Below are 21,544 nucleotides of genomic sequence, written 5' to 3'. Positions count from 1 at the left end.
AGGAATATATCGTGGCTAAAGAAAAATTTGAACGTAATAAACCCCATGTCAACGTTGGTACTATCGGACACGTCGATCATGGTAAAACAACTCTAACTGCAGCTATCTCTTCAGTTTTAACGAAGACTTACGGTGGTGAAGTTAAAGATTTCGCACAGATCGATAACGCTCCAGAAGAGCGTGAGCGCGGTATTACAATTAATACTTCTCACATCGAATATGATACTCCTTCACGTCACTACGCACACGTAGATTGTCCTGGTCACGCCGATTATGTTAAAAACATGATCACTGGTGCTGCACAGATGGACGGCGCGATTCTAGTAGTTGCTTCTACAGATGGTCCAATGCCACAAACACGTGAGCACATCCTGCTTTCACGTCAGGTTGGCGTACCATTCATCATCGTATTCATGAACAAATGTGACATGGTTGACGATGAAGAGCTTCTTGAGCTTGTAGAAATGGAAGTTCGTGAACTTCTTTCTGAATATGATTTCCCAGGTGATGACCTACCAGTTATCCAAGGTTCTGCGCTTAAAGCCCTTGAAGGCGAGCCAGAGTGGGAAGCTAAGATCCTTGAGCTTGCTGAAGCTCTAGATACTTACATTCCAGAGCCAGAGCGTGCTATCGATGGTGCATTCATTCTTCCAATCGAAGATGTTTTCTCAATCTCAGGCCGTGGTACAGTTGTTACCGGTCGTGTAGAGCGCGGTATCATCAAAGTTGGTGAAGAAGTAGAAATCGTTGGTATCAAAGATACAACTAAGACTACTTGTACTGGTGTTGAAATGTTCCGTAAGCTTCTTGACGAAGGTCGTGCTGGCGAGAACTGTGGTGTTCTTCTACGTGGTACTAAGCGTGAAGATGTTGAGCGTGGTCAGGTTCTTGCTGCTCCTGGTTCAATCACTCCACACACAACTTTCAAGTCAGAAATCTACGTTCTGTCAAAAGAAGAAGGTGGACGTCACACTCCATTCTTCAAAGGCTACCGTCCACAGTTCTACTTCCGTACAACTGACGTAACCGGTACTATCGAATTGCCAGAAGGCGTTGAGATGGTAATGCCTGGTGACAACGTTGCTATGACTGTTACACTAATCTGCCCAATCGCGATGGACGAAGGTTTACGCTTCGCTATCCGTGAAGGTGGCCGTACAGTAGGTGCTGGTGTTGTAGCTGAGATTGTTGCTTAATAGCGACTAGTCTTAACTCAATATCAAAAAAGGCAGCTTAGGCTGCCTTTTTTATTGCCTATAATTTATCGGCTGAGCATCATTAATAGAAATAAGTGGATTTAGCGTAAGAAGTTTGTATAATGCCGCCACTTGATGGATTTCATCTTATAGATGATAATTCAATCACTGGGGTTGATCTGAGTGAATAAATCAGTATAATACCCCCTTCGCCTTAACCATTAGGCGAAATACATTAGTTAGACAATAGGTCTAACTCAAAAAAACAGCGACTCCGATTGTGAGTCGAACGGTTAAATCATCTCGCTCTGCGTTCCAATATGGAAGTGCAAGAGGGTGATTTTTTATGTGTCCATTTTAGGAGCTCTGGTCAATGCAGAACCAAAGAATCCGTATCCGCTTAAAAGGATTTGATCATCGTCTGATCGATCAGTCTACTGCGGAAATCGTTGAAACTGCTAAGCGTACAGGCGCACAGGTTCGTGGTCCAATTCCACTACCAACGCGTAAAGAACGTTATACCATTTTGACTTCTCCACACGTTAATAAAGATGCGCGTGATCAGTACGAACTTCGTACTCACAAACGTCTAGTTGACATCGTTGAGCCAACTGAAAAGACTGTAGATGCGCTTATGCGTCTTGATCTTGCGGCTGGTGTTGACGTTCAAATTAGCTTGGGTTAATAAGAGGTTTTCGAGATGGCTATCGGTCTTATCGGTCGTAAAGTGGGTATGACTCGCATCTTCGCTGAAGATGGTGTGTCTATTCCAGTTACAGTAATTGAAATCGCTTCTAACCGTGTTACTCAGGTGAAAACCTTAGAAACTGACGGTTACCGTGCACTTCAAGTTACTACTGGTACCAAAAAAGCTAATCGCATCACTAAACCAGAAGCAGGTCACTTTGCTAAGGCAGGCGTTGAAGCCGGTCGTGGTTTGTGGGAAGTGCGTTTGGCAGATGGTGAAGGCGAAAGCATTGAAGTTGGTGCTGAGCTAAATGTTGATATCTTCGCTGACGTAGCGAAAGTTGATGTTACTGGTCAATCTAAAGGTAAGGGCTTCCAAGGCGGTATTAAGCGTTGGAACTTCCATGCACAAGACATGACACACGGTAACTCACTGGCACATAGATCCAACGGTTCTATCGGTCAAAACCAGACACCTGGTCGCGTTTTCAAAGGTAAGAAAATGTCAGGCCACATGGGTGCAGAGCGTGTTACAACGCAGAATCTAGACGTTGTACGTGTAGATGCAGAGCGTAACTTGCTACTGGTTAAGGGTGCTGTTCCGGGAGCCACAAATGGCAACCTGATCATCAAACCTGCCGTTAAAGCTTAGGTCTGAGGAGATAGTAATGGAATTGGTATTGAAAGACGCACAAAGTGCTCTGGAAGTTTCCGAAACTACCTTCGGCCGTGACTTTAATGAAGCACTGGTTCATCAGGTAGTTGTAGCTTATGCTGCAAACGCACGTCAGGGCACTCGTGCTCAAAAGACTCGTGCGGAAGTTATTGGCTCTGGCAAAAAGCCATGGCGCCAAAAAGGTACTGGCCGTGCACGTGCCGGTACTGTTAAAGGCCCGATCTGGCGTGGCGGTGGCGTAACATTCGCTGCTAAAGCTCAAGATCACAGCCAAAAAGTAAACAAGAAGATGTACCGCGGAGCGCTGAAAAGCATATTCTCTGAATTGGTACGTCAAGACCGTCTTATCGTGGTTGAGTCGTTTAGTGTTGAAGCTCCTAAAACTAAAGAGCTTAAAGCTAAATTGGCTGAAATGAACCTGGAAGACGTGTTGATTGTTACTCCAGAAATTGACGAGAACTTGTTCTTGGCTGCTCGCAACTTGTACAAAGTTGACGTTCGTGATGTTGCTGGTATTGATCCAGTTAGCCTTATCGCGTTCAACAAAGTACTAGTCACTGCCGATGCTGTTAAGCAAATCGAGGAGATGCTGGGATGATCAGTCAAGAACGTTTGCTAAAAGTTATTCTTGCACCACATATCTCTGAAAAGAGTACTGTTTGTGCAGAAAATGACAACACGGTAGTTTTCCGTGTAGCTATCGACGCAACTAAAGCTGAAGTTAAGGCTGCAGTCGCTCAATTGTTCGAAGTTGAAGTTGATTCAGTTCGCACTCTAGTTAACAAAGGTAAGACCAAGCGTACCGGTGCCCGTATGGGTCGTCGTGTAGATTGGAAAAAAGCCTACGTGACTCTAGCTGACGGCGCTGAAATCGATTTCGTCGGCGCTGAGTAAGCAAAGGAGAATTATCATGGCAATTATTAAGTGTAAGCCAACTTCTGCCGGTCGTCGTCACGTTGTTAAAGTGGTGAATACTGACCTGCATAAGGGTAAACCTTTTGCTGGCCTGTTGGCGAAAAAATCTAAAAGTGGTGGCCGTAACAATACTGGCCGTATCACTGTTCGCCACATAGGTGGTGGACACAAGCAGCATTACCGTATTATTGATTTTAAACGAATCAAAGACGGTATCCCTGCAAAAGTTGAGCGTTTGGAATATGATCCAAACCGCACAGCAAACATCGCACTTGTTTTGTATGCTGATGGTGAGCGTCGTTATATCCTTGCTGCTAAAGGCATGCAAGCTGGAGATCCAATCCAGTCTGGTATCGATGCGGAAATCAAAGTGGGTAACGCTTTGCCATTACGCAACATCCCAATAGGTAGTGTTGTACACGCAGTTGAAATGAAGCCTGGTAAAGGTGCTCAGATCGCTCGTTCAGCAGGTACTTATGTACAAGTTGTAGCTCGTGATGGCGAATACGCTACTCTACGTCTTCGCTCTGGCGAAATGCGTAAAGTACCAGTAGACTGCCGCGCGACATTGGGTGAAGTTGGTAATGCCGAGCATATGCTACGCCAGTTAGGTAAAGCAGGTGCTAAACGCTGGAGAGGCGTACGCCCAACAGTTCGTGGTGTTGCAATGAACCCAGTAGATCATCCCCATGGTGGTGGTGAAGGCCGTACTTCGGGTGGCCGTCATCCTGTATCTCCAACGGGTGTTCCAACTAAGGGTTATAAGACTCGTAGTAACAAACGCACCGACAAGTACATTGTACGTCGTCGCAATAAAAAGTAAGAGGATTCGCCATGCCACGTTCTCTCAAGAAAGGTCCATTCATTGACCTGCACTTGCTGAAGAAGGTAGAGAAAGCGATGGAAGCGGGAGACAAGAAGCCTATTAAGACTTGGTCTCGTCGCTCTATGATCATCCCTAATATGATTGGGTTGACCATCGCTGTCCATAATGGTCGTCAGCACGTACCTGTGTTCGTAACTGACGAAATGATCGGCCACAAGCTTGGTGAGTTTTCACCAACTCGCACTTATCGCGGCCATGCTGCTGATAAGAAAGCGAAGAAGCGTTAATACGGGAGGAATAAGATGGAAGTTTTAGCTAAACATCGTTTTGCCCGTACGTCGCCTCAAAAGTGTCGTTTGGTTGCAGATCAAATCCGTGGACTGCCTGTTGCTAAGGCTCTCGAAATTTTAACTTTCAGCCCTAAAAAAGCTGCAGTACTTGTTAAAAAAGTACTGGACTCTGCAATCGCTAATGCTGAGCACAATGAAGGTGCTGACATTGACGAGCTAAGAGTTGGAGCCATTATGATCGATGAAGGTCCAACTATGAAACGTATCATGCCACGTGCCAAAGGCCGTGCTGATCGTATAATTAAGCGTACCAGCCACATTACTGTGGTTGTATCAGATCGCTAGGAGTTAGCAATGGGACAGAAAGTACATCCTAATGGTATCCGTCTGGGTATCACTAAGCCTTGGATCTCGACCTGGTACGCTGACAAGTCAGACTATGCCAATAACTTAACTAGTGACAGTGAAGTGCGTAAGTTTCTTGAAAAGAAACTTAAGCAAGCATCAGTTTCTAAGATTGTTATCGAGCGTCCAGCAAAGAGTGTTCGCGTTACTATTCACACTGCCCGTCCAGGTGTTGTGATTGGTAAGAAAGGCGAAGACGTTGAGAAGCTACGCAACGCAGTTGCTAAGCTGACTGGTATTCCAGCTCAAATCAACATCGCTGAGATCCGTAAGCCTGAGCTAGATGCTAAGCTTGTTGCCGATGGCATCGCTTCGCAGCTAGAGCGTCGTGTTATGTTCCGTCGTGCTATGAAGCGCGCAGTACAAAATGCAATGCGTCTTGGTGCTAAAGGTATCAAGGTTCAAGTTGGCGGCCGTCTAGGCGGTGCTGAGATTGCGCGTTCTGAGTGGTATCGTGAAGGTCGTGTACCTCTACATACACTGCGTGCTGATATCGACTATTCTACTGCAGAGAGTCACACTCAATACGGTGTGATTGGCGTTAAAGTTTGGGTCTTCAAAGGTGAAGTTCTAGACGGCGTTGTTCCTGCGCATGAAGAGCCGAAACAGCAGCCGAAGCGTAAGCCTCGCGGTAAATAGGAGAGCTGGCAATGCTGCAACCAAAACGAACTAAATTTCGCAAAATGTTCAAAGGCCGCAACCGTGGTCTAGCGAACGGCACTGAAGTAAGCTTCGGTGATTTCGGTTTGAAAGCTGTTGGACGTGGTCGTCTAACTGCTCGTCAAATTGAAGCTGCGCGTCGTGCTATGACACGTCACATTAAACGTCAAGGTCAAATCTGGATCCGCGTTTTCCCTGATAAGCCTATCACCTCTAAGCCTCTTGAAGTGCGTATGGGTAAAGGTAAGGGTAACGTTGAATATTGGGTTTGCCAAATTCAGCCAGGTAAGGTTCTTTATGAGATGGATGGTGTAACAGAGGAGCTAGCTCGTGAAGCTTTCGCTCTTGCTGCCGCTAAGCTGCCTCTTAAGACCACCTTTGTAACTAAGACGGTGATGTAATGAAAGCGAGCGAACTAACAGAAAAGAGCGTTGAAGAACTGAACGCTGAACTGCTTGGTCTGCTGCGTGAGCAGTTTAATCTGCGTATGCAACACGCCACTGGTCAGTTGACTCAGACTCATCAGCTTAAAATCGTGCGTCGCAACATTGCGCGCGTTAAGACCATTATTACTTCTAAGGCGGGTGCATAATGTCTGATAATATCCGTACTTTGCAGGGTCGTGTACTTAGCAACAAGATGGACAAGTCTATCACTGTAGCTATTGAGCGTAAGGTTAAGCATCCTTTATACGGGAAGTACCTTAAGCGCACTACTAAGATCCATGCACATGACGAACAAAATCAGTGTAATGCTGGCGATGTCGTGACTATTCGCGAATGCCGTCCGCTGTCTAAGACTAAGTCTTGGACTCTGGTTGAAGTAGTATCTAAAGCCTAAGCTTCTTAGGTTTTAAGCTAAACGGCTCCTTTTGGGAGCCGTTTTTATTTTAACACTATCTATTCTCAAATTCGGGTGTTATACTTGCGCGCCATTTTTGACAAAATTATTGTTAAAAATTGGCGAAAAAGTCGCCCCAAATTGGGGATGTAAGTAACGTTAGCGGAGCATTTACAATGATCCAAATGCAATCTACTCTAGATGTAGCCTGTAACAGTGGCGCTCGTAGAGTTCAGTGTATTAAGGTCTTAGGTGGATCTCATCGTCGTTATGCCGGTATCGGCGACATCATTAAGGTTTCTGTTAAAGAAGCTATTCCTCGCGGTAAAGCGAAGAAAGGTGATGTATATAGCGCGGTGGTAGTTCGTACTAAGAAAGGCGTACGTCGCCCAGACGGTTCTGTCATTCGCTTCGATCGGAACGCAGCTGTTTTGCTTAATGCAAACAATGCACCGATTGGTACTCGTATCTTTGGCCCAGTGACGCGTGAATTGCGTAACGAACAATTTATGAAAATTGTTTCTCTGGCACCAGAAGTACTGTAAGGAGCTTCAAATGGCAGCTAAAATCCGTCGTGAAGACGAAGTAATAGTATTAGCAGGTAAAGATCAGGGTAAACGCGGTAAGGTTTCTCAGGTTCTTCCTACTGGTAAATTAATTGTTGAAGGCATTAATCTTGTCAAGAAACACCAGAAGCCAAACCCACAATTGGGCGTAGCTGGCGGTATTGTTGAGCAAGAAGCACCGATACAAGCATCAAACGTAGCGATTTTCAACTCTGCCACTGGCAAAGCTGATCGCGTTGGTTTCCGATTTGAAGACGGCCAAAAGGTCCGTTTCTTTAAGTCGAACAGTGAACTCGTTAAGTAATTGGAGTAAACGATGGCGAAACTGCATGATAAATATCAAGAGACTGTTAGTCCTGAACTTGCTAAAAAGTTCGGTTTTACCAGTGTCATGCAAGTCCCTCGGATTGAGAAAATCACCCTTAACATGGGTGTTGGCGAAGCAGTAGCAGATAAGAAAGTTATGGAGCATGCGCTTCGTGACATGACTGCTATCGCTGGTCAAAAGCCGGTTGTGACTGTAGCTCGTAAGTCAGTGGCTGGTTTTAAAATCCGTGATGGCTACCCGATAGGCTGTAAGGTTACACTGCGCGGTGAGCGTATGTGGGAATTCTTAGAGCGTTTAGTTGATATCGCAATCCCGCGTATTCGTGATTTCCGTGGTATGAGCGCTAAGTCGTTCGATGGCCGTGGTAACTACGCAATGGGTGTACGTGAGCAGATTATCTTCCCTGAGATCGAATACGATAAAATCGATAAGATCCGTGGTATGGATATTGTGATCACTACTTCTGCGAAGAATGACGAAGAAGGCCGAGCTCTGCTTGAAGCCTTTAACTTCCCATTCAAGAAATAAGGGTAGCGTAATGGCAAAAAGTTCAATGAAAGCACGTGAAGCAAAACGTGCCAAGCTCGTGGCTAAGTTCGCTGAAAAGCGTCTAGCTCTTAAGGCTATCATTAACAACCCAACTACATCTGATGAAGATCGTTGGGATGCAGTTCTTAAGTTGCAAGGTCTACCACGTGACTCTAGCGCGGCGCGTCAGCGCAATCGCTGTAGTCAAACTGGTCGCCCACATGGTTATTTGCGTAAATTCGGCCTTAGCCGTATTAAGTTGCGTGAAGCTACCATGCGTGGTGAAGTTCCTGGTCTACGTAAGGCCAGCTGGTAAATACTTGTCACGGAGTAAGCTAATATGAGCATGCAAGATCCTATAGCGGATATGTTAACACGTATTCGTAATGGCCAAGCTGCTAACAAAGTATCAGTATCTATGCCTTCTGCTAAGCTAAAAGTCGCTATTGCGAAAACGCTTAAAGAAGAAGGTTATATCACTGACTACGCCGTAGCAGATGAAACCAAACCTGTTCTTGAAATTACGTTAAAGTATTTCCAAGGCCAGCCAGTTGTTGAGACTATCCAACGCGTTAGCCGTCCTGGACTTCGTATTTACAAAAGTAAAGACGAACTTCCAAAGGTTATGGGCGGACTGGGTGTCGCAATTGTGTCCACTTCTAAAGGTTTGATGACTGATCGCACTGCCCGCCAAAATGGCATGGGCGGGGAAGTTATCTGCTACGTAGCATAAGGAGCTAGCAATGTCTCGTGTCGCAAAAGCACCAGTCGCTATTCCTGCAGGCGTAGAAGTGACTCTAAACGAACAAACTATCACCGTAAAAGGTACTAAAGGTAGTTTGACTCGAGTAATAAACGCTGACGTTTCTGTTGTTGTTGAAAACAACGAAATTAAGTGTAGTTCTGTCGAAGGCGTTAAAACTAACGCTCAAGCGGGTACAGCTCGAGCTCTAATCAACAACATGGTTGTTGGTGTAACAGCTGGTTTTGAGAAAAAACTTCAGTTAATTGGTGTCGGTTACCGTGCGAAAATCGCTGGTAAAGGCGTTGATTTGACTCTAGGTTTCTCTCACCCACTAGTACACGAACTCCCAGACGGCGTAACAGCTGTTTGTCCTTCACAAACTGAAATCGTACTTTCTGGTACTGATAAGCAGCTTGTTGGACAAGTAGCAGCTGAGATTCGCGGCTACCGTCCACCAGAGCCTTATAAAGGTAAAGGTGTTCGCTATGCTGACGAACAAGTACGTCGTAAAGAGGCTAAGAAGAAGTAGGTAACGCGATATGGATAAGAAAACATCTCGCTTACGCCGCGCAACTCGCGCGCGTAAGAAGATCCAAGAGCTGGGCGTTAACCGTCTGGTTGTACATCGTACACCACGTCACACCTATGCTCAGGTAATAAGCCCTGATTCACAGGTTTTGGCGGCAGCTTCTACTGCTGAGAAAGCGGTAACAGAGCAACTTAAGTACACAGGTAACGTTGATGCAGCTAAAGCAGTGGGTAAAACCGTTGCTGAGCGTGCTATCGAAAAAGGCGTGACTGTAGTTGCATTCGATCGTTCCGGTTTCAAGTATCACGGACGTGTAGCTGCATTAGCAGACGCCGCTCGTGAAGCTGGCCTCAAGTTCTAAGGAATGATTAAAAATGGCTAAATTCGAAGCACAGCAAAAAGACGATCTGCAAGAGAAACTAGTTGCAGTTAATCGTGTTTCTAAAGTAGTTAAAGGCGGACGTATCTTTAGCTTCACTGCACTAACAGTAGTGGGTGACGGTAACGGTAAAGTCGGCTTTGGCTATGGTAAAGCGCGTGAAGTACCAGCAGCAATTCAGAAAGCAATGGAAAAGGCTCGCCGTAACATTGTTTCTGTTGAATTGATCAATGGTACTCTGCACCACCCTGTAAAGGGCCGTCACACTGGATCGCGTGTTTACATGCAACCAGCATCAGACGGTACCGGTATTATTGCCGGTGGCGCAATGCGTGCCGTATTGGAAGTAGCAGGCGTTCATAACGTTCTGTCAAAAGCATACGGTTCTACTAACCCGATCAACATCGTTCGCGCAACTGTAGATGCGTTGGTGCACATGAAGTCACCATCACAAATTGCAGCTAAGCGTGGCCTTAATGTTGATGAAATTCGAGGTTAATGCACCATGGCTACTAAAACTTTAAAAGTGACACAGACTAAAAGCTCAATTGGACGTTTGCCTAAGCATCGTGCAACTTTGACTGGTCTAGGTCTACGCCGTATTAATCACACTGTTGAACTTGAAGATACTCCTTCAGTTCGCGGTATGATTAACAAGGTTTACTACATGGTTTCGGTGGAGGAAGTATAAGATGCGTCTAAATACTCTATCACCTGCTGCAGGTGCTAAATCAGCAGCTAAGCGTGTAGGTCGCGGTATCGGTTCAGGCACTGGTAAAACTTGTGGTCGCGGCCACAAGGGTCAGAAGTCTCGTTCTGGTGGCGGCGTTCGCGTCGGTTTCGAGGGTGGTCAAATGCCACTTAAGATTCGTCTGCCTAAGTTTGGTTTTACCTCGCGTCGTGCGTTGGTAACAGCAGAAGTTCGCATTAGTGAACTTGCAAAAGTTAACGGTGATGTTGTCGACTTAAATGCACTGAAAGATGCGAATCTCGTTACTCGCAACATACAGTTTGCTAAAATCGTTCTTTCAGGTACCATTGAGCGCCCTGTGACCGTAAAAGGTCTGAAGGTAACCAAAGGTGCACGTGCAGCTATTGAAGCTGCCGGCGGAAAGATCGAGGAATAATACGTCGATGGCAAAACCAGGACTTGATTTAAAAAGCGCGAAAGGTGGATTTTCTGAACTGAAGACTCGCCTCCTGTTCGTGATTGGTGCGATTATCGTCTTTAGAGCCGGTTCGTTTGTACCAATTCCTGGTATTGACGCTGCTGTATTAGCAGAGCTGTTCAATCAGCAGAAGGGTACTATCTTAGGCATGTTTAACATGTTCTCTGGTGGTGCCCTTGAACGTGCTTCTATCTTTGCATTGGGAATCATGCCGTATATTTCGGCGTCGATTATCATGCAGTTGTTGACTGTCGTGCATCCTGCACTCGCTGAACTTAAAAAGGAAGGCGAATCAGGTCGTAAGAAGATCAGTCAATATACAAGGTACGGCACATTGGTCCTGGGTACATTCCAGGCAATCGGTATCGCAACGGGTCTGCCAAACCTAGTTCCAGGTTTAGTTGTAAACCTTGGATTTGGTTTCTATTTCGTTGCAGTTGTGAGTTTAGTGACAGGAACGATGTTCCTTATGTGGCTAGGTGAACAAATTACCGAACGAGGCATTGGTAATGGTATCTCGATATTAATTTTCGCAGGTATTGTTGCTGGTCTACCATCTGCTATCGGCCAAACGGCTGAGCAGGCGCGTCAAGGTGACTTGAACGTACTCGTATTATTGTTGATTGCAGTTATTGTATTTGCCGTAACTTATTTCGTTGTATTTGTGGAGCGTGGACAGCGTCGTATCGTCGTTAACTATGCAAAGCGTCAGCAGGGCCGTAAGGTGTTTGCAGCGCAAAGTACACATTTACCACTTAAGATAAATATGGCAGGTGTGATACCACCAATTTTTGCGTCGAGCATTATTTTGTTTCCAGGCACACTGGCTCAGTGGTTTGGTCAAAATGAGTCCCTTTCATGGTTAAGTGATTTTTCACTTGCTGTGTCACCAGGACAACCGCTCTACTCATTATTGTATGCATCAGCAATCATCTTCTTCTGTTTCTTCTATACTGCGTTGGTGTTTAACCCGCGTGAAACAGCTGATAATTTGAAGAAGAGTGGTGCGTTTATTCCTGGGATCCGTCCTGGAGAACAGACTTCGCGTTACATTGATAAGGTTATGACTCGCTTGACATTAGCAGGCGCACTGTACATTACCTTTATCTGTTTAATTCCGGAGTTCATGTTAATTACGTGGAAAGTACAGTTCTATTTTGGCGGTACTTCACTACTTATTATGGTAGTCGTAATCATGGACTTCATGGCTCAAGTTCAGACCCATATGATGTCTCATCAGTATGAGTCTGTAATGAAGAAAGCTAACCTGGTGAATAAAGCGAATTTAGATCGCTTTGGTCGCTAAGAAAGTTTTCTCGGAGTGATGAAATGAAAGTTCGAGCTTCCGTGAAGAAGATCTGCCGTAATTGCAAGATCGTCAAACGTAGTGGCGTTGTACGCGTGATTTGTGTTGAACCTAAGCACAAACAGCGTCAAGGCTAAAAACATTTGTTCAGCCCTGTTCGGGCTGAACAAAATTTTATTTGCAAAACTGTTGTCTGTCGAGTATCCTACCGGGCTTTTCACAGATAACCATTAACTATTTAGGAGTGCATAGTGGCCCGTATCGCTGGCATTAACATTCCTGATCAGAAGCATACAGTCATTGCATTGACTGGAATCTTCGGTATCGGTCGTACTCGCGCTAGAGCAATCTGCGCGACTACTTCTATTGCTGAAGACGCTAAGATCAAGGAATTGAGCGAAGCTCAAATTGATACACTACGCGAAGCAGTTGCCGAATACACTGTAGAAGGTGATTTGCGTCGTGAAGTTTCCATGAACATCAAGCGTCTTATGGACCTTGGCTGTTACCGTGGAATACGTCACCGTCGTAGCCTGCCTCTTCGTGGGCAACGTACTAAGACCAATGCGCGTACGCGTAAAGGTCCACGTAAACCAATCAGAAAGTAACGGGGTAAACCGAAATGGCTAAAGTTCCGTCACGTTCTCCGCGTAAGCGTGTACGTAAACAGGTTGCTGATGGCATGGCGCATATCCATGCGTCTTTCAACAACACAATTATTACCATTACTGACCGTCAAGGTAATGCACTATCTTGGGCAACTTCAGGTGGTTCAGGTTTCCGTGGTTCACGTAAATCTACCCCTTTTGCTGCACAGGTTGCTGCTGAGCGTGCAGGTGTTGCTGCTCAGGACTACGGTGTTAAAAACCTTGAAGTATTTGTAAAGGGTCCAGGTCCAGGGCGTGAATCAGCGATTCGTGCACTAAACTCGGTTGGTTATAAGATAACTAACATTACCGATGTGACGCCTATCCCTCATAATGGTTGTCGTCCTCCTAAGAAACGTCGCGTATAACTCGTCGTTTTTAATAGGATAGTTGGAGAAAGAACATGGCAAGATACTTGGGTCCCAAGCTCAAGCTCAGCCGCAGAGAAGGTACAGACCTTTTCCTAAAAAGCGGCGTGAGAGCAATCGATTCGAAGTGTAAGCTTGAAACTGCACCTGGACAACACGGCGCTCGTAAGACCCGTCTGTCTGAGTATGGTGTTCAGCTACGTGAGAAACAAAAAGTTCGTCGTACTTATGGTGTGCTTGAAAAGCAATTCCGTAACTACTACAAAGACGCTGCACGTACAAAAGGTAACACTGGTGAAAACCTACTTACTCTTTTAGAAACCCGTCTTGATAACGTTGTATACCGTATGGGCTTTGGCGCAACTCGTGCAGAAGCACGTCAGCTTGTAAGCCACAAGTCTATTATGGTAAATGGCAGCGTTGTTAACATTCCATCATTCAAAGTGTCTGCGAATGATGTAATTAGCATTCGTGAGAAGTCTAAGAAGCAAGCGCGTATTATTGCTGCTTTAGAAGTTGCTTCTCAACGCGAAAAGCCAACATGGGTTGAAGTTGATAACACTAAGATGGAAGGTGCTTTCAAGCGTCTACCTGAGCGTAGTGATTTATCTGCGGAAATTAACGAACAGCTGATCGTCGAACTTTACTCTAAGTAAAGTTAACACAAAAGAGAGGACACAATGCAGGGTTCTGTTACAGAATTTCTTAGACCGCGTCTCGTTGATATCGAGCAGGTTAATCCAACACGTGCCAAAGTTACACTTGAGCCGCTTGAACGTGGTTTTGGTCACACTTTAGGCAACGCGTTGCGTCGTATCCTATTGTCGTCTATGCCAGGCTGCGCGGTAACCGAAGTAGAAATTGATGGTGTACTGCATGAATACAGTAGCAAGGAAGGCGTGCAAGAGGATATCCTTGAGATCCTACTAAACCTTAAGGGGTTAGCAGTAGTGATCGAAGGGAAAGACGAAGCTATGCTTACTTTAAGTAAGTCAGGCGCAGGCCCTGTTACTGCAGCAGATATCACGCATGATGGTGATGTTACTATCATGAATCCTGACCATGTTATCTGTCATTTGACTGGTAATAATGATGTCAGCATGCGAATTCGTGTAGAGCGTGGTCGTGGTTATGTACCGGCATCAGCCCGTGCACAAACCGAAGACGATGATCGCCCTATCGGTCGTTTGTTGGTGGATTCTTCATTCTCACCTGTCGCTCGTATAGCCTACAATGTAGAAGCTGCACGTGTTGAACAGCGTACTGACTTAGATAAACTCGTTATCGATATGACCACAAACGGTACTATCGATCCTGAGGAAGCTATCCGTCGTTCTGCAACTATTCTAGCTGAACAGTTAGATGCGTTTGTTGAGCTACGTGATGTTACTGAGCCAGAGCAGAAAGAAGAGAAGCCGGAGTTCGATCCGATTCTGTTGCGTCCTGTGGACGATTTAGAGCTAACTGTACGTTCAGCTAACTGTTTGAAGGCTGAAGCGATTCATTACATCGGTGATCTGGTACAGCGCACAGAAGTTGAGCTGCTTAAGACTCCTAACTTAGGTAAGAAATCTCTTACTGAAATTAAGGATGTTTTAGCTTCTCGCGGACTGTCGTTAGGTATGCGTCTCGAAAACTGGCCTCCGGCTAGTTTAGCAGACGACCTTTAAGTCCAGACTTGTACAGATTTAGGTAATAAGGATTAGGTCATGCGCCATCGTAAGAGTGGTCGTCAACTAAACCGTAACAGCAGTCATCGCCAAGCTATGTTCCGTAACATGGCAAGCTCATTAGTCCGTCACGAAGTGATCAAGACTACTGTTGCTAAAGCGAAAGAACTGCGTCGCGTAGTTGAACCTCTGATAACACTTGCTAAGAGTGATAGCGTTGCAAATCGTCGTTTGGCATTTGCACGTACTCGCGACGCTGAAGTCGTAGGTAAGTTATTCAATGAATTGGGTCCACGCTACCAGGAACGTCCTGGTGGTTACACTCGTATCCTTAAGTGCGGTCTACGTACTGGTGATAAAGCGCCTATGGCGTTTATTGAACTAGTTGGTCGCCCAGAAGATGCTGAAGCTGTTGAAGCTGATGACTCTGCTGAGTAATTAAGGTATTTCATTTTAAAAAGCCGGGCTAACGCCCGGCTTTTTTATGTGTTGAATTTACCGCTTAAACTTATCTCTTTATTGGTTAATCAATCCACTTTGCATTTTTCGAGATATTGTCTGGAACTTTAAGTTCCCATCGCTCTATACCGCTCTTGCTGAACAGGTATAGACCCTTCCTATCAAAAACTAACGAAAGTGAATCGGGAGAAGAGCCTTCTAAAATCTGCTTCATTAGCCTACCTGCATGCTGACCATGAAGGTAAGCATCTAATACGTAGCCACCAATATTTTTGTCCGGCCCTATAGTAAACTCCCAAAATCCAAAGTGTGGTAATGGGGAATGTTCTCTGGTCCAGGCTATGACTTGCTCGGGCGACACGTGGTTTCCTGAACTATCACGTATCGTATGGTAAAGGCCGATAAATATGGCATCATATCCTTTCTCTTTGGCTTCAGAGATACATGTTTTCCACGCACTGAAGTTACTTGTCAGTACGAAATCCAGACTCACTTTTCCCATTTTTATACTGTCCAGAGATGGAGTGATCTGCTCGAGAGATGCAATTGAAGTTTTGCTATTATCGAAAAGTACCATAAACCTTTTATCTGTTTTTTCTATCAGCAACTGGTTTGCCAAGAGGAGTGATCTTTTGAACAGTGGTCTTTCAAGTACGCCGGTAAAATTTTTCTGGTTATGTATGTTATAGGTTCTGGGGTTTGTGTTGAGACCAAGGAATACGACCGGCATCTCTGTATTCACAAAGCGCTTATGCAGCAACTTTATGGCATTATCATCTGCCAGTACTACAAGATCAGGCTTAAGCTTCTCAAACGCCTCCCAGGCGCTTTCAGCCCTGGCAATAAACAATGGTTGGGGAAGTCTTTTTGTATCCAGATAAAAGTGGTGGTAATCGTGTTCATTACCAAGAATTGAAACTATGCCCTTATTGTAGTTCTTATCCCACTCGTACTCCTGATGATAGCTTTCAATGATCAACACTGATGCTGCCATCAATTTCAGTGGCATGATAATCAGTAGGAATAAGAGATACCGCATATTCTCGGTCTTCAAAGGGCTTTCTATAGTTATAGACCAGGTGTTACGGTACCGAAAGTCAGGCATAAAAAAGGCCTCTTGCGAGGCCTTCTTAGAAGTTCGATGGTAACTACTTAGTGACCACTTAATAACCGCTTAGTAACTAGTTTTTTGCTGTTCGTTGTAATCCAGCTTCTCATGAGTCTGTCCCATGGCTTCAGCTACCTCTGGAGGCATGTAGTTTTCATCATGTTTTGCTAAAACTTCAGTCGCCTGAAGCTTACCGCCTTCAATTAAAACACCTTGAGCAACGATACCTTGGCCTTCTCTGAACAGATCCGGCAGCAGATCATCGTAAGTAACCAGAATTTCACCGCCGGCAGCATCGTGAACTGCAAACTCTACGTGTAAACTATCAGGATCGCGGACCATCGAGCCGATGGTAACCATGCCACCGACACGTATGCGTTGACCTACTTCAGGCAAAACACCGGTATCCTTCTTACCCTGAACAATCTCGGTTGGAGTGTAAAACAAATTCAGGTTTGAGTTGAGGGCGTACAGTAAGAGTGACGCAATCGCGGCCACCCCGCCAATTAAGGCTACTGCTAATGTTAATCTTTTTTTACGTCTAGCGTTCACTATTTGGTACTCCGGTTTTCTTTAAGGCGCTCTTCTCGCTGTATTTTTTGCGAGATCCCCACCAACACCTTACGTTTTTGTCCAAGGCTGTGAACTACGAGAATACCTAACGACAGAAAGGTTACTCCATAAGCCAGCCATACGTAGAAGGCATAGCCTCCCATGTTAAAAAAATCTGTTAATGAATCGAACTGCATTATTTGACTCCTTCGGCTTTAGCTAGTTCCCGTACCCAAGGGCGCATTCCATTTCTTGCTAAAATTTCGGCTCTGAATCGTATCAATGTAATTGCACCTATCATCATTCCAAAGCCAACGATATTTATCAGCAATGGATAGAGCATATCTGAAGACATACTCGATTTCTCAGTGATCTTGATTGTTGATGGTTGATGCAGCGAGCTCCACCACTCGACAGAGTATTTAATAATCGGAATATTAATTACGCCGACAATGGCTAAGATACCAGCGGCTCTGGCTGCTAATACTTTATCTTCAAACGAAGCATAAAGAGATATAACCCCTAAATATAGGAAAAGCAGTACCAGTTCAGCGGTTAAACGTGCATCCCAGACCCACCAAGTGCCCCACATAGGTTTACCCCAGGTAGCACCTGTAATCAGTGCAATAAAGGTAATTACAGCTCCGATGGGGGCAATCGCGGCAGCGGCCCAGTCAGCGGATTTAATCTGCCAGACAAGTCCGATAAAAGCAGAGCTGGCCATCGCCATGTATGCCGCCATAGACATAGAAGCCGCCGGTACATGTATAAAGATGATTCTATAACTATCACCTTGCTGATAGTCGGTTGGGGCAAATACGAGCCCCCATACAGAACCAATACCTATCAGTCCAGTTGCCAGCATGGCGAACCAAGGGAGGAGTTTTCCGGATAAATTATAGGCGCGTTCGGGATCCGCGTAACTATGTAGCCATTTCCACATTTTAGTTAGTACTCACTCTTAGCGATGCACCAATTGCAAAAGGTGCCAATATTAATGAACCGACCAACATCGCACCTATGATTGCGAGATGGCCACTGTAGGGTAAATTTAAGCCCGCCGCATCAATTGCTGAGGTCGCAAAGATGAGTACCGGGATATACAAAGGCAGGATAAGCAGGCTGAGTAACACTCCGCCTTTATGTAATCCTACCGTTAAGGCTACACCAATGGCACCCAGCAAGCTTAATACTGGTGTACCCAAAGCTAGTGTTGCCATTAATGCACCATAGCTATTGCCATCTAAGTGCAGCAGTACTGCTAATAGCGGAGCAATTAATATTAACGGTACTCCGGTTAAAATCCAATGTGCTAATACCTTAGCCAAAACCATCAAAGGCAGAGGTTGCGGGCTTAATAACATCTGCTCCAGACTGCCGTCCACGAAGTCCGCCTTAAATAATCTCTCCAGCGAAAGCATTGAGGCCAACAGGGCCGCAACCCAGATTATTCCTGGTGCTACTCTGGATAAGATTTGTGGCTCAGGACCAATACCTAATGGAAACAGAGTAACCACTAAGATAAAAAAGAGCAGGGGATTGAATATATCGCCTTTGTGACGGATAGCAATTTGTAAGTCACGTTTTAAAAGTGTGAAAAATGCTTGTCTAAAACTGATGCCTTTCTTCATTATTAAACCTTATACAAAGCGATACTCAAGACTAATCTTGCGAAGTATATCGTCACCGATAATTCCCATATCCTGGTGGGTGGTCATGATGACGCAACCGCCTCGTTTAGCATGGGCTAAAAAGATGTGCTCTAACTCTTCAACACCTTTCTTATCAATCGCAGTAAAAGGTTCGTCTAACAGCCAAATCTTACAGTCAGTATGCCATAGTCGTGCAAGTGCTGTACGTCTATGCTGCCCTGCTGAAAGATGACCCGCCAGTGCTTCTTCAAAACCGGCTAAATTAACTTTGCCAAGTATGCCGCGAGTATCGAACTGATCATACCCGCTAATCCTTAAATTGAAGTTAAGATTCTCTTCAGCAGTTAGCTCCGTTTTTACGCCAGCCAGGTGCCCGAGGTAGAGAAGATCGTCGTTGTACTCATCTCTGTTACGGGTTATATCTTCGCCTTGATAATAAACATCGCCGGCATATGGGCGAGATAAACCGGCTAAGATGCGCAGTAAACTGGTTTTTCCAGAGCCATTCGGCCCCTCTATCTGAACGATTTCGCCCGCTGTGATTTCAAAACTAAGTTCATCAAACAGAATTCGTTCTTCACGAATACAGGTCAATTGATTGGCTGAAAGCAGGGTCTTTGCTATTTGTTGTTCTGCCACTGAGTCCTCTATATCAAGCCGAATGTTAACACAAGAGATATTAACACAATCCCTTTTAGGGGTTTAGTAATGGTTGATTCTATCTGTCAGCAATTTGATATGCTTCCGAAAATTGAACCTTTTAACAAGATTAACTGAACTTTTTCAACATTTGCTAATATAGTCTCCATTTTGTGTATCAAGTCGTGCTATTAGCATGCAAGCTTTGATTGAAATCACAAAAAGGTGAGATTTATTGGAGTTTGATGTATTCTATAGGCGCTAAATAAATAGTCTGCCTTAACTCTTAGTCAGTTAAAAGGGCAGCATTGAAGCTTTGTTAGTATTTGCATTAGGAACATCAAACATGAAAAAATTGTTAGCATTGACTGCTTTCGCTGCATTGACTTTGTCTGCAAACGTATCTGCACAAGAAGGTAAAGCCATCTACGACAAGGCGTGTCAAGTATGTCATAGCATGGGTGTCGCTGGCGCTCCAAAAGCACATGATGCTGCAGCTTGGGAACCACGTATTGCTCAGGGCTTGGATACTCTGGTATCTACAATCAAAACTGGTAAAGGCGCTATGCCACCAGGTGGCATGTGTACAGATTGTACAGATGAAGATTACAAGAAGGCTATTGAGTTCATGTCTAAGTAATCTTTGTTGTAGCTCTCTTATCAAGAGACATAAAAAAACCGGCCGATGCCGGTTTTTTTGTCTCTCAAATTTGAGCGCAAAAAAGGCCTGCAGAAGCAGGCCTTTAATATATCAATTAACTAGTGTTATTCCACTAATGTATCGATCAAGAGTTGAGTCGTGTCACCCACTTTAACCATTGCCAAGTGACCTTGAAGATCACCGACCTGTGGCTTAACTGTTCCATGTTTAGATAGTACCGCAATAATCTCGACATTTTTTGCGCCACTTAGCTTTACATCCCCACCCATAGAGGTGGTGTCATCTAAGGTGATAGTCGTCGGTAAGCTTTTAGCCGACACCTTGACGGCAGCTAATGGAACCTTAGGGCCCTCAGTGCTACGCGCAAAGATAAATAGCATATCAGAGCTATTAACTTTATCTGCTAATTCAGGTGCGATTGAAACTTCGACATTAACAGTCTTAGCCGTATCTTTTACGTTGGCGTGCGCAGCATCATTTGGCATTTCACCTGTTTCTGCTTCCATTCTCATTTTAGCGCTGTCGATGGCGTTGATGATGGCACTGCGATCGACATCTTTTCGTTCGCTATCAAGAATGATCTGCCAAGACTCGATGGCTTTTTGGTAATCGGCAGTGAAGAAGGAGTCCATACCAACCAATAGTAGTGTCGAAGGATCTTCAGGATCGAGAGACAAAGATTGATCGATAATAGCCTGGACTGCTGGAGTCATCTGCTGGTTGGCTTTGTAATACATAGCCGTTGCTTTAGGTCCAAGTAACTCGGCATGAGTTCCAACTAATACTATAGCCTTGTCGAAGGTTTTTACCGCATCATCGTAACGACTGGCTGAAATATAGCTATGTCCTAAGCTGAACAGTAACTGACTGTTTTCAGGCTCTGCTTTAGCTTGATCTTCCATAGCCTGGAGACGTTGCTGCATGACCTGTTCTTGAGTCATTCCAGCATGTGGCCCACCCGGTTGAGGTTGATTTAGTTTTGCGTATGCACCAAGAGTGGTATAAAAGTACCCTGATACTCCGATAATGACGATAGACATCAACACCGGCCACAATAACCCTTTAGGCTTCACTTTATTTACCAAAGACTCATCGACACCTTGCTTCATGTCCTGAAGCAAACTTATCTCTAACTCTTTCTTAAGAGCATCAAATTCAATTTGATCTAACAGTTCATCCTCGAGCTCTTTTTCTAGTGTAGCTAGACGATTGTTAAATAGTTCGAGGTTTGTTTGTCTACGTACTCCTGCTTCTTCCGCTTGCAACATCTTTTGCTGACGAAAGTGAGGAAACCAAATCAGCACTAGGCTGACTAACACAAAAAGCGCAATAAAAATCCAGAGAGTGGTCATTATTTCTTTTTCACATTAGTTACAAAAAATGCGGATACACCGCAGGGATAGGGATAGGATTATACGGAAAGATTATTCATTGAACAGTAATATAAGGAGTTCATTACTTTAAAAGATGATAGTTGAGTACTGGTTCACAGTTCGTTTCTATTTTTTTTAAATGGATGAAACTTAAGTTTCACCTAAGGGTCAGACCTTAAAATCCGGTGCTTTTAACATCTGTATCCGTGACTATTCTGAACAGAGAATGAGACAGGTCACCCATATTTGTTCGAAAGAAGCAGACAGATACAACAGCAAATACTAAAATGACTCAAAATATGTACCTTGAGTAGTGTAAGCTGCAAACTCTTGTGTGTTGAATCAAGCACTAACTTGATCAATTCATCTA

General features: G+C 44.7%; 37 protein-coding genes. 30 read left to right on the top strand and 7 right to left on the bottom strand.

Going from position 1 to position 21,544, the window contains the following annotated elements; genetic code table 11:
* Positions 1-11 precede the first annotated feature (11 nt).
* The 29 genes from tuf to rplQ all read left to right on the top strand — a co-directional run bounded on the left by tuf (position 12) and on the right by rplQ (position 15,168).
* Entirely contained in the window at positions 12-1,196 is a 1,185-nt protein-coding gene (gene tuf, locus SSED_RS22515; RefSeq protein WP_012144650.1) for an elongation factor Tu, read from the top strand.
* Positions 1,197-1,569: 373 nt separating this feature from the next.
* Positions 1,570-1,881 (top strand): 30S ribosomal protein S10, encoded by a 312-nt coding sequence (gene rpsJ, locus SSED_RS22510; RefSeq protein WP_005503530.1) that lies wholly within the window; start codon positions 1,570-1,572, stop codon positions 1,879-1,881.
* Between the two features lie 15 nt (positions 1,882-1,896).
* On the top strand, positions 1,897-2,535 hold the full coding sequence (rplC, locus tag SSED_RS22505; protein ID WP_012144649.1) for a 50S ribosomal protein L3: 639 nt from the start codon (positions 1,897-1,899) through the stop codon (positions 2,533-2,535).
* Positions 2,536-2,551: 16 nt separating this feature from the next.
* Complete coding sequence (rplD, locus tag SSED_RS22500; protein ID WP_012144648.1) at positions 2,552-3,157, top strand: 50S ribosomal protein L4; 606 nt, start codon at positions 2,552-2,554, stop codon at positions 3,155-3,157.
* On the top strand, positions 3,154-3,453 hold the full coding sequence (rplW, locus tag SSED_RS22495) for a 50S ribosomal protein L23 (protein WP_012144647.1): 300 nt from the start codon (positions 3,154-3,156) through the stop codon (positions 3,451-3,453). The genes rplD and rplW overlap by 4 nt, the downstream gene beginning before the upstream one ends.
* A gap of 16 nt (positions 3,454-3,469) precedes the next feature.
* A complete protein-coding gene (rplB, locus tag SSED_RS22490; protein WP_012144646.1) occupies positions 3,470-4,297 on the top strand; it encodes a 50S ribosomal protein L2 in 828 nt (275 codons plus the stop codon).
* Positions 4,298-4,308: 11 nt separating this feature from the next.
* Positions 4,309-4,587, top strand: coding sequence for a 30S ribosomal protein S19 (gene rpsS, locus SSED_RS22485; protein ID WP_006083596.1), 279 nt, complete (start codon positions 4,309-4,311; stop codon positions 4,585-4,587).
* A gap of 15 nt (positions 4,588-4,602) precedes the next feature.
* Positions 4,603-4,935 (top strand): 50S ribosomal protein L22, encoded by a 333-nt coding sequence (gene rplV, locus SSED_RS22480; RefSeq protein WP_012144645.1) that lies wholly within the window; start codon positions 4,603-4,605, stop codon positions 4,933-4,935.
* 9 nt (positions 4,936-4,944) lie between these two features.
* The gene (rpsC, locus tag SSED_RS22475; protein ID WP_012144644.1) at positions 4,945-5,634 is read left to right on the top strand and encodes a 30S ribosomal protein S3; all 690 of its coding nucleotides are present in this window, start codon (positions 4,945-4,947) and stop codon (positions 5,632-5,634) included.
* Between the two features lie 11 nt (positions 5,635-5,645).
* Positions 5,646-6,056: a 50S ribosomal protein L16 gene (rplP, locus tag SSED_RS22470; protein ID WP_012144643.1), complete on the top strand. Its 411-nt coding sequence runs from the start codon at positions 5,646-5,648 to the stop codon at positions 6,054-6,056.
* Complete coding sequence (gene rpmC, locus SSED_RS22465) at positions 6,056-6,247, top strand: 50S ribosomal protein L29 (RefSeq protein ID WP_012144642.1); 192 nt, start codon at positions 6,056-6,058, stop codon at positions 6,245-6,247. Before rplP ends, rpmC begins: the two co-directional genes overlap by 1 nt.
* Positions 6,247-6,495, top strand: coding sequence for a 30S ribosomal protein S17 (rpsQ, locus tag SSED_RS22460; RefSeq protein WP_012144641.1), 249 nt, complete (start codon positions 6,247-6,249; stop codon positions 6,493-6,495). The genes rpmC and rpsQ overlap by 1 nt, the downstream gene beginning before the upstream one ends.
* A gap of 176 nt (positions 6,496-6,671) precedes the next feature.
* The gene (rplN, locus tag SSED_RS22455) at positions 6,672-7,040 is read left to right on the top strand and encodes a 50S ribosomal protein L14 (protein WP_012144640.1); all 369 of its coding nucleotides are present in this window, start codon (positions 6,672-6,674) and stop codon (positions 7,038-7,040) included.
* 10 nt (positions 7,041-7,050) lie between these two features.
* Positions 7,051-7,365 (top strand): 50S ribosomal protein L24, encoded by a 315-nt coding sequence (gene rplX / locus SSED_RS22450; RefSeq protein ID WP_012144639.1) that lies wholly within the window; start codon positions 7,051-7,053, stop codon positions 7,363-7,365.
* A gap of 12 nt (positions 7,366-7,377) precedes the next feature.
* Positions 7,378-7,917: a 50S ribosomal protein L5 gene (rplE, locus tag SSED_RS22445; protein WP_012144638.1), complete on the top strand. Its 540-nt coding sequence runs from the start codon at positions 7,378-7,380 to the stop codon at positions 7,915-7,917.
* 10 nt (positions 7,918-7,927) lie between these two features.
* A complete protein-coding gene (gene rpsN, locus SSED_RS22440) occupies positions 7,928-8,233 on the top strand; it encodes a 30S ribosomal protein S14 (protein WP_012144637.1) in 306 nt (101 codons plus the stop codon).
* Between the two features lie 24 nt (positions 8,234-8,257).
* Entirely contained in the window at positions 8,258-8,650 is a 393-nt protein-coding gene (gene rpsH, locus SSED_RS22435) for a 30S ribosomal protein S8 (protein WP_012144636.1), read from the top strand.
* A gap of 10 nt (positions 8,651-8,660) precedes the next feature.
* Positions 8,661-9,191, top strand: coding sequence for a 50S ribosomal protein L6 (rplF, locus tag SSED_RS22430; RefSeq protein ID WP_012144635.1), 531 nt, complete (start codon positions 8,661-8,663; stop codon positions 9,189-9,191).
* A 10-nt stretch (positions 9,192-9,201) separates the two neighbouring features.
* Positions 9,202-9,552: a 50S ribosomal protein L18 gene (gene rplR / locus SSED_RS22425; RefSeq protein ID WP_012144634.1), complete on the top strand. Its 351-nt coding sequence runs from the start codon at positions 9,202-9,204 to the stop codon at positions 9,550-9,552.
* A gap of 13 nt (positions 9,553-9,565) precedes the next feature.
* On the top strand, positions 9,566-10,069 hold the full coding sequence (rpsE, locus tag SSED_RS22420) for a 30S ribosomal protein S5 (protein ID WP_012144633.1): 504 nt from the start codon (positions 9,566-9,568) through the stop codon (positions 10,067-10,069).
* A gap of 6 nt (positions 10,070-10,075) precedes the next feature.
* On the top strand, positions 10,076-10,261 hold the full coding sequence (gene rpmD, locus SSED_RS24390; protein WP_020912153.1) for a 50S ribosomal protein L30: 186 nt from the start codon (positions 10,076-10,078) through the stop codon (positions 10,259-10,261).
* Position 10,262: 1 nt separating this feature from the next.
* Positions 10,263-10,697 (top strand): 50S ribosomal protein L15, encoded by a 435-nt coding sequence (gene rplO / locus SSED_RS22415; RefSeq protein WP_012144632.1) that lies wholly within the window; start codon positions 10,263-10,265, stop codon positions 10,695-10,697.
* Between the two features lie 7 nt (positions 10,698-10,704).
* Complete coding sequence (secY, locus tag SSED_RS22410; RefSeq protein WP_012144631.1) at positions 10,705-12,045, top strand: preprotein translocase subunit SecY; 1,341 nt, start codon at positions 10,705-10,707, stop codon at positions 12,043-12,045.
* Between the two features lie 23 nt (positions 12,046-12,068).
* Entirely contained in the window at positions 12,069-12,182 is a 114-nt protein-coding gene (rpmJ, locus tag SSED_RS24385) for a 50S ribosomal protein L36 (RefSeq protein WP_006083579.1), read from the top strand.
* A 114-nt stretch (positions 12,183-12,296) separates the two neighbouring features.
* Entirely contained in the window at positions 12,297-12,653 is a 357-nt protein-coding gene (gene rpsM, locus SSED_RS22405; protein ID WP_012144630.1) for a 30S ribosomal protein S13, read from the top strand.
* 14 nt (positions 12,654-12,667) lie between these two features.
* Complete coding sequence (rpsK, locus tag SSED_RS22400; protein WP_012144629.1) at positions 12,668-13,060, top strand: 30S ribosomal protein S11; 393 nt, start codon at positions 12,668-12,670, stop codon at positions 13,058-13,060.
* 35 nt (positions 13,061-13,095) lie between these two features.
* Complete coding sequence (rpsD, locus tag SSED_RS22395) at positions 13,096-13,716, top strand: 30S ribosomal protein S4 (protein WP_012144628.1); 621 nt, start codon at positions 13,096-13,098, stop codon at positions 13,714-13,716.
* Positions 13,717-13,740: 24 nt separating this feature from the next.
* Positions 13,741-14,730, top strand: a complete 990-nt coding sequence (locus SSED_RS22390; RefSeq protein ID WP_012144627.1) for a DNA-directed RNA polymerase subunit alpha — start codon at positions 13,741-13,743, stop codon at positions 14,728-14,730.
* Positions 14,731-14,769: 39 nt separating this feature from the next.
* The gene (rplQ, locus tag SSED_RS22385; RefSeq protein WP_012144626.1) at positions 14,770-15,168 is read left to right on the top strand and encodes a 50S ribosomal protein L17; all 399 of its coding nucleotides are present in this window, start codon (positions 14,770-14,772) and stop codon (positions 15,166-15,168) included.
* A gap of 85 nt (positions 15,169-15,253) precedes the next feature.
* Here rplQ and SSED_RS22380 read toward each other — a convergent pair whose 3' ends face one another.
* From SSED_RS22380 to ccmA, 6 genes are all read right to left on the bottom strand, one after another.
* Positions 15,254-16,228 carry an ABC transporter substrate-binding protein gene (locus tag SSED_RS22380; RefSeq protein WP_150104375.1) on the bottom strand — a complete coding sequence of 325 codons (975 nt, stop codon included), beginning with the start codon at positions 16,226-16,228 and terminating at the stop codon, positions 15,254-15,256.
* A 135-nt stretch (positions 16,229-16,363) separates the two neighbouring features.
* Positions 16,364-16,849 (bottom strand): cytochrome c maturation protein CcmE, encoded by a 486-nt coding sequence (gene ccmE, locus SSED_RS22375; protein WP_012144624.1) that lies wholly within the window; start codon positions 16,847-16,849, stop codon positions 16,364-16,366.
* Positions 16,849-17,046 carry a heme exporter protein CcmD gene (ccmD, locus tag SSED_RS22370; RefSeq protein WP_012144623.1) on the bottom strand — a complete coding sequence of 66 codons (198 nt, stop codon included), beginning with the start codon at positions 17,044-17,046 and terminating at the stop codon, positions 16,849-16,851. Before ccmD ends, ccmE begins: the two co-directional genes overlap by 1 nt.
* Positions 17,046-17,792: a heme ABC transporter permease CcmC gene (gene ccmC, locus SSED_RS22365; protein ID WP_012144622.1), complete on the bottom strand. Its 747-nt coding sequence runs from the start codon at positions 17,790-17,792 to the stop codon at positions 17,046-17,048. Before ccmC ends, ccmD begins: the two co-directional genes overlap by 1 nt.
* Position 17,793: 1 nt before the next feature.
* Positions 17,794-18,480 (bottom strand): heme exporter protein CcmB, encoded by a 687-nt coding sequence (ccmB, locus tag SSED_RS22360; RefSeq protein WP_012144621.1) that lies wholly within the window; start codon positions 18,478-18,480, stop codon positions 17,794-17,796.
* Positions 18,481-18,489: 9 nt separating this feature from the next.
* Positions 18,490-19,140 carry a cytochrome c biogenesis heme-transporting ATPase CcmA gene (gene ccmA / locus SSED_RS22355; RefSeq protein ID WP_012144620.1) on the bottom strand — a complete coding sequence of 217 codons (651 nt, stop codon included), beginning with the start codon at positions 19,138-19,140 and terminating at the stop codon, positions 18,490-18,492.
* Positions 19,141-19,486: 346 nt separating this feature from the next.
* Between ccmA and SSED_RS22350 the strand changes: the two genes are divergently transcribed.
* Positions 19,487-19,780 carry a c-type cytochrome gene (locus tag SSED_RS22350; RefSeq protein ID WP_012144619.1) on the top strand — a complete coding sequence of 98 codons (294 nt, stop codon included), beginning with the start codon at positions 19,487-19,489 and terminating at the stop codon, positions 19,778-19,780.
* A 125-nt stretch (positions 19,781-19,905) separates the two neighbouring features.
* Here the strand turns inward: SSED_RS22350 and ccmI are convergent, their stop codons facing one another.
* Positions 19,906-21,153: a c-type cytochrome biogenesis protein CcmI gene (gene ccmI, locus SSED_RS22345; RefSeq protein ID WP_012144618.1), complete on the bottom strand. Its 1,248-nt coding sequence runs from the start codon at positions 21,151-21,153 to the stop codon at positions 19,906-19,908.
* Between the last annotated feature and the right edge of the window lie 391 nt (positions 21,154-21,544).

Source organism: Shewanella sediminis HAW-EB3, assembly GCF_000018025.1.
GTDB classification, from domain to species: domain Bacteria; phylum Pseudomonadota; class Gammaproteobacteria; order Enterobacterales; family Shewanellaceae; genus Shewanella; species Shewanella sediminis.
The sequence above is the reverse complement of the archived record's forward strand: the minus strand, read 5'-3'. Positions and strand labels throughout refer to the sequence as shown.